Raw genomic sequence first — 4,153 nt, 5'->3', positions numbered from 1 at the left:
TTAGATGCTCCCGGAGTTTTACATCATGTGATCGTTCGAGGGATTGTAGCCAAGACCGAACTGAGCTCAGTAGGCAAGATGATCTTAGGCCAATGGCTAAAATAAATTGCTTTCTACACCACCGTCCCCTATGTTCACAAAGGGCGATGAAAATGCCCGATGTGTCATTCCTTTCCCTGATTTAATCAGGGAAAGCAGGAATCCAGAATTGTCTGAATATGGATTCCCGCTGCCCCTGATTAAATCAGGGGTTACCCCTGCGGAAGCAGGGGCGGGAATGACAAAAAAGAAATATTGTAAGCGTTGCCCGACTGGGATCCTTGTAGGATTACAGCCTTTGCGATACGCACTTGCAGCCTTCTGACTTCTCGTTGGGCTTTCTTCCAGACAATGGAATTCCACCTCTCGGCTTCGTCTTTGAGTGCACCAGCGATTTCCGCCATCATTTGCTTTCTCATTTTCAAAGGTTCTACCAGTTCTCTCGCAACGAGACACCCGTTGGACGTCAGCACGCTCTTTCACCGGCGCTGAAGCTCTCCGGCTTTGGCGTTAAGTAATGTTTCAGACTCTATCCTTGCGGCTTTCCCGAAGGCATTCGCTTCTTCCAACTTCTCTCACCCGTCTCTCCTTCGGCGTGCCTTACGGTTCGCTTGCCTAGAATTGCTCCAGGCGAAGGACGGGGTTACTATGTTCCTCACAGTTGATCCTTTGGATGACTTAGGTGCGTCCTCTACGCCGATGGTTCTACAGTTCCGTGCAGGCAGTTAGGAGACCTGCATCCTGACCATAACCACTGACTCTGGGCAGTGGCCTTATACCTATTAATCCTCGTAGGTACGTCGCTCTTTGACGACGCTTACAGACATTCAATTAATTTCACCATATCATCCGACCCTAGCCCTTAACGGAGGAGGATTCTCCGAGGGGTTCTCCTGTTGCCATTTGAACCCAATTCGGTACGTTGTCCACAGGGCTTCGCACCCTGTCATCAGCGCAACGGTAGCACGCCTGCGTAGGGACCGGCAGGATACTCCAGGTCTTACCTGAGTACACTCAACTGTGCGACATCGTATCGCACCCTAACGATTGAAATCAGGGACGGGTTTTTGCCCATCCCGTTGATTGAATTGTTAAGCCATCTTTTTTTTCTATCAAATATCCTGATACATACTTATGGATGATGCTGGCTATCAGTGTCTGGTAAGGAATTCCCTCTTGAACAGCAATAACCTGTACTTGATCCAAATCCTTTGAAGACATCCGAATATTTATTTTCTTGTCTCTTTGCAATGTATTCTTGGCGTATTCCCGCAGTTGCTGATAAGCTGATAAGAATTTTGATCTTAGGGTAATTGGGAAGAAGTGTCATAGAAGTGTCCCCTCGATGTTTTTTAGGGCTTTGAGCTTTATGGTCTTGGATTATAGGATATAAAAATGAGTAAGTCAAGTGAAAAGTTGAGGAAAAGAGGAAAATTTTGGAGTCCTTTCGTGTTCTCATCTTTTATCCCTTGACGACTACCGATAAAATATGATATAGTGTTTAAGAAGATGAAATGATGAATATCGTCCCAATGTTGCCGGGTAATACTAATGCTCTGCCACGCTTGAAATTGTTGGTAACGCCTCTTTGCCCCTCACCCTGACCCTCTCCTCTCAGGGGAGAGGATTAAGGTGAGGGGGATTGCTTCTCTAAGAGCCGAACAGGTCAAATCAAATGTGACAGACTAGCCCCACAGGAACTGATCCAGCGACTAATGACCTCGGTACTGAAAAGGGAACAGGCTGAATAAAATGAAGGTATTAGTGACAGGAGCCGGAGGATTTATCGGTTCACATTTATGTGAAGCCTTAGTTAATGAAGGTGGCCAGGTAAGGGCCTTGGTAAGATATAATTCCCAAAATTCTTGGGGGTGGTTGGAATATTCTCCGGTGAAGAATGAAATTGAAGTTGTCCCTGGAGACATAAGAGATTTTGATTCGGTAAGAAAAGCGGTGGAAGGGGTAAAAAATATATATCATTTAGCCGCCCTTATTTCTATTCCTTATTCTTATCAAGCTCAACAGGCCTTCGTCGATGTTAATATAAAAGGGACTCTTAATCTGCTTCAAGCTTCACTTTCAGCCGGAGTGGAAAAGATTGTCCATACTTCAACCAGTGAGGTTTATGGGACAGCCCAATATGTTCCCATTGATGAAAAACATCCGATTAATCCTCAATCTCCTTATGCCGCGACCAAGGCCGGAGCAGATTATTTAGCGTTGTCTTTTTACCGAAGTTTTAATTTGCCGGTAGTAATTTTGAGACCTTTCAATACCTATGGGCCGCGCCAATCAGCCAGGGCAGTTATTCCTACGATTATAACTCAGATTTTATCCGGTCAGAGAAAAGTTAAGTTGGGGGCGCTTCATCCCACCCGGGATTTGACTTATGTCAAGGATACGGTTCAGGGATTTATTCGGGCTGGTCAGCCAGGATCAGATAAGGCCATCGGGCAAGTGGTCAATATTGGTTCCAATTTTGAGGTTTCTATTGAAAACCTGGCTGAGTCTATTGCTGAGCTAATGGGAGTGGAAGTAGAACTGTGGTCGGAAGAAAAAAGAAAGCGGCCGGATAAAAGCGAGGTAGAAAGGCTCTGGGCGGAAGATAGAAAAGCTAAAGAACTTCTGGGATGGGCTCCAGGCTATTCTCTTAAGCAGGGTTTGAAAGAAACCATAGATTGGTTGAAAGAAAATCTCCATTTTTATAAACCTGAACTTTACAATGTTTGAAATCTTTTTAGATGCCCCAAGTTTGGGAGAAAAGGAGAAAGAATATCTTCTCCAGGCAGTTGATACAGGCTATGTCTCGACGTTTGGCCCTTTTGTTCCAAGATTTGAAGAGAAATTCGCTCAATATGTAGGCGCCAAAAAAGCTGTTTCTACTCAAAGTGGCACGGCAGCCATTCATATTGCCTTATATGAACTGGGTATCGGAAAGGGAGATGAGGTAATAGTTCCCGCCCTCACTTTTATTGCCACGGTAAATCCTGTTTTATATGTAGGTGCCAGGCCTGTAATTGTAGATGTGGAACCGGAAACATGGAATATTGATCCCGAAGAAATTAGGAGGTATATTACCCAAAAGACCAGGGCTATTATCCCGGTTCATCTTTATGGAAACCCCTGTAAGATGAAGGCTATAATGGAAATAGCCACAGAAAATAATCTTTATGTAATAGAAGATGCCACTGAAAGTTTAGGGGCGGTTTATGGAAACAAACAAACCGGCACCTTTGGAGATTTAGGATGCTTCAGTTTTAATGGAAATAAGACTATTACCACCGGTGGCGGTGGCATGGTAGTGGGGAATAATGTAGAAAGATTAGAACATATAAAATTCTTAGTCAATCAGGCCAGAGATGAGGCTGGAGGATACTATCATCCAGAGATAGGGTTCAATTATAGAATGACCAATATAGAAGCCGCCTTAGGACTGGCTCAGATGGATAAATTAGATAGTTTTCTGTTGACGAAAAGAGAGTTTAATGATATATATAAAGAAGAGTTAAAAGGTGTTGAGGCGATTCGCTTCCAGGAAGAATATGAGGAGGCGGAGAGCTCCTGGTGGCTGTCGTGTGTTACCTTGGAAGGGGTAGATATCTCTGCTTTACAAGGAAAGTTAAAAGAGAAAGGAATCCCTACTAGGAGAATCTTTATGCCTCTGGTGGAGTTTCCTCCTTATAAGCAATATAAGCAAGCTGCTTATCAGAATTCTTACCATATTTACGATAAAGGCCTTTGTTTGCCGAGTTCTACCCTTAACTCTAAAAATGATATATATTATGTCTGTAAGACAATAGAAGAGTTGGTGTAGCGGATCAGGGGAAGTATTTGAGGCCTCTCTGATAAAATTAGAGGAGTAATCAATCAGGGATTTTAGATTTGTGATCCCTGATTAAATCAGGGACAGGTATGTCTAATCGTAACTACTCAAAACTAAGTTAAGCAGTTAGTTGGGAGACAAAGCAAAATTCCCTCTCCCTTGAGGGGAGAGGGATAGGGTGAGGGTGAAATGGGTGGGCAATATTATTACTCTTGCTAAAAACCTTAGAAAAAGAGCTACCAGTGCAGAGATGTTACTATGGAGACAATTGAGATCAAAACAGTTGGAAGG

At 43.7% G+C, this 4,153-nt stretch carries 4 protein-coding genes; 2 read left to right on the top strand and 2 right to left on the bottom strand.

What is annotated here, in order from left to right; translation table 11 throughout:
* Window positions 1-251: 251 nt before the first annotated feature.
* Together AB1797_13440 and AB1797_13435 are read right to left on the bottom strand one after the other, a co-directional pair.
* Entirely contained in the window at window positions 252-443 is a 192-nt protein-coding gene (locus AB1797_13440; protein MEW5768590.1) for a reverse transcriptase N-terminal domain-containing protein, read from the bottom strand.
* Between the two features lie 649 nt (window positions 444-1,092).
* Window positions 1,093-1,260, bottom strand: coding sequence for a hypothetical protein (locus AB1797_13435; GenBank protein ID MEW5768589.1), 168 nt, complete (start codon window positions 1,258-1,260; stop codon window positions 1,093-1,095).
* Window positions 1,261-1,791: 531 nt separating this feature from the next.
* Here AB1797_13435 and AB1797_13430 point away from each other — a divergent pair.
* Together AB1797_13430 and AB1797_13425 are read left to right on the top strand one after the other, a co-directional pair.
* Complete coding sequence (locus AB1797_13430) at window positions 1,792-2,769, top strand: NAD-dependent 4,6-dehydratase LegB (protein ID MEW5768588.1); 978 nt, start codon at window positions 1,792-1,794, stop codon at window positions 2,767-2,769.
* The gene (locus AB1797_13425) at window positions 2,762-3,853 is read left to right on the top strand and encodes a LegC family aminotransferase (GenBank protein MEW5768587.1); all 1,092 of its coding nucleotides are present in this window, start codon (window positions 2,762-2,764) and stop codon (window positions 3,851-3,853) included. Before AB1797_13430 ends, AB1797_13425 begins: the two co-directional genes overlap by 8 nt.
* The last annotated feature ends 300 nt before the right edge of the window (window positions 3,854-4,153 follow it).

Source organism: bacterium (assembly GCA_040753085.1).
Classification (GTDB): domain Bacteria; phylum UBA9089; class JASEGY01; order JASEGY01; family JASEGY01; genus JASEGY01.
Note: the sequence above shows the minus strand (reverse complement) of the source record. Positions and strands in the feature narration are given on the sequence as shown.

Excerpts from the sequence above, each read along its gene's own strand:
- AB1797_13440 (MEW5768590.1), bottom strand. The coding sequence starts at position 443 with ATGGCGGAAATCGCTGGTGCACTCAAAGACGAAGCCGAGAGGTGGAAT.
- AB1797_13435 (MEW5768589.1), bottom strand. The coding sequence starts at position 1,260 with ATGTCTTCAAAGGATTTGGATCAAGTACAGGTTATTGCTGTTCAAGAG.
- AB1797_13430 (MEW5768588.1), top strand. The coding sequence starts at position 1,792 with ATGAAGGTATTAGTGACAGGAGCCGGAGGATTTATCGGTTCACATTTA.
- AB1797_13425 (MEW5768587.1), top strand. The coding sequence starts at position 2,762 with ATGTTTGAAATCTTTTTAGATGCCCCAAGTTTGGGAGAAAAGGAGAAA.